The organism is Candidatus Erwinia dacicola (genome assembly GCF_001756855.1).
In the GTDB taxonomy this organism is placed as follows: Bacteria; Pseudomonadota; Gammaproteobacteria; order Enterobacterales; family Enterobacteriaceae; genus Erwinia; species Erwinia dacicola.
In genome coordinates, this window is record NZ_MAYS01000386.1 from 1 (window position 1) to 1,108 (window position 1,108).

Sequence of the window (1,108 nt, forward strand, 5' to 3'; positions counted from 1 at the left end):
TTTGCAACAGTGCCTTATTTTAAAGGCCCCTCTAGTATGACAACCTTTGACAGCTGTCGCGTAGTCGAGGCGATGATACCGATGATTGAACTGTATGGTGTCGATCTCTATGAGCTGATCACGCCGGAGTCGCGTGGCTAGGATGAAAATCGCTAACGCAACCTTATTACTGCTGCCCGACGACCCAGGTTAACACCTCGTCGGACTGCACCTGCGCTCTACCGATAAACTCCCGTCCGGCCACAATCTCCGCTGAAAATGTTTGCGTCAGCCGCAGCCTGAGCTGTTGAAGATCGTCACTACAGGCCACCACTTGCGCCACGCTGAAATCCATAAACTGTAACAGCTGCGGATAGAGCGCTTTGTACAGGCTCTCCTTCAGCGAGAACACCACCGTCAGGGCTAGGTTAAACGGCAGGTTGCACTGCTCCAGCAGGCGCTTTTCCGCTGCGTTGATCAAAATGCGCTGGGTTTCGGCGGCAGTTTCCGCCGTCATCAGGCGTTCACAATCCACCCCCAGCAGCAGCCCGCGCTCCTGTGTCAGCAGCGCGCATACCCGATGCTGCATATGGGACAGCGACCCACCGACTCCCTCAGGCCACACTGGCGTGCGGTCTTCCCTGTTACGCAGCACAAAACCCTCAATCCCGAACCTCTGCATCGCCTGCTGAATGCAGTAGCGGCTAACCAGATATTCAACGCGGCGCTTTTTAACGGCACGAGTGAGATGTGCGGGGGGGGCGATGTTCAAGGTGCTGAACAGGGATTCCGAAAACTGGCTGGTGTCGAAACGCACATCAAGTAGCTGAATAGCCGGATAGTCGTCGAGGGGGCGCAGGATGTAGTTACTGAATAGTGGGGTGCTTAGGGCAGACATAGCCATTAACCTGTCTAAAAAAGATAAAATATTTAAACAGGTTAATGGCTGGATATCAAAAACTACTTTGTCGCATCAGTGAGTTGGCGGCATCGCGAAGCTTTTCAGAGAGACGACGAAGTGATCGTCGCCCTTGGAAATTTTATCGCCGTGCTCACACCACTGGCTGGTGAACGTAGTGCCCTTACAGGGCGAGCGTCACGGCTTCGCCGTTCCGGTGCTTTGCATGAC

Annotated in this window: 1 protein-coding gene; it reads right to left on the bottom strand. The window is 54.2% G+C overall.

The annotated features are described in order from the left end of the window. Positions 1-166 precede the first annotated feature (166 nt). A complete protein-coding gene (locus BBW68_RS10865) occupies positions 167-877 on the bottom strand; it encodes a 4'-phosphopantetheinyl transferase family protein (RefSeq protein WP_070135377.1) in 711 nt (236 codons plus the stop codon). Positions 878-1,108: the final 231 nt, after the last annotated feature.

Excerpts from the sequence above, each read along its gene's own strand:
- BBW68_RS10865 (WP_070135377.1), bottom strand. The coding sequence starts at position 877 with ATGTCTGCCCTAAGCACCCCACTATTCAGTAACTACATCCTGCGCCCC.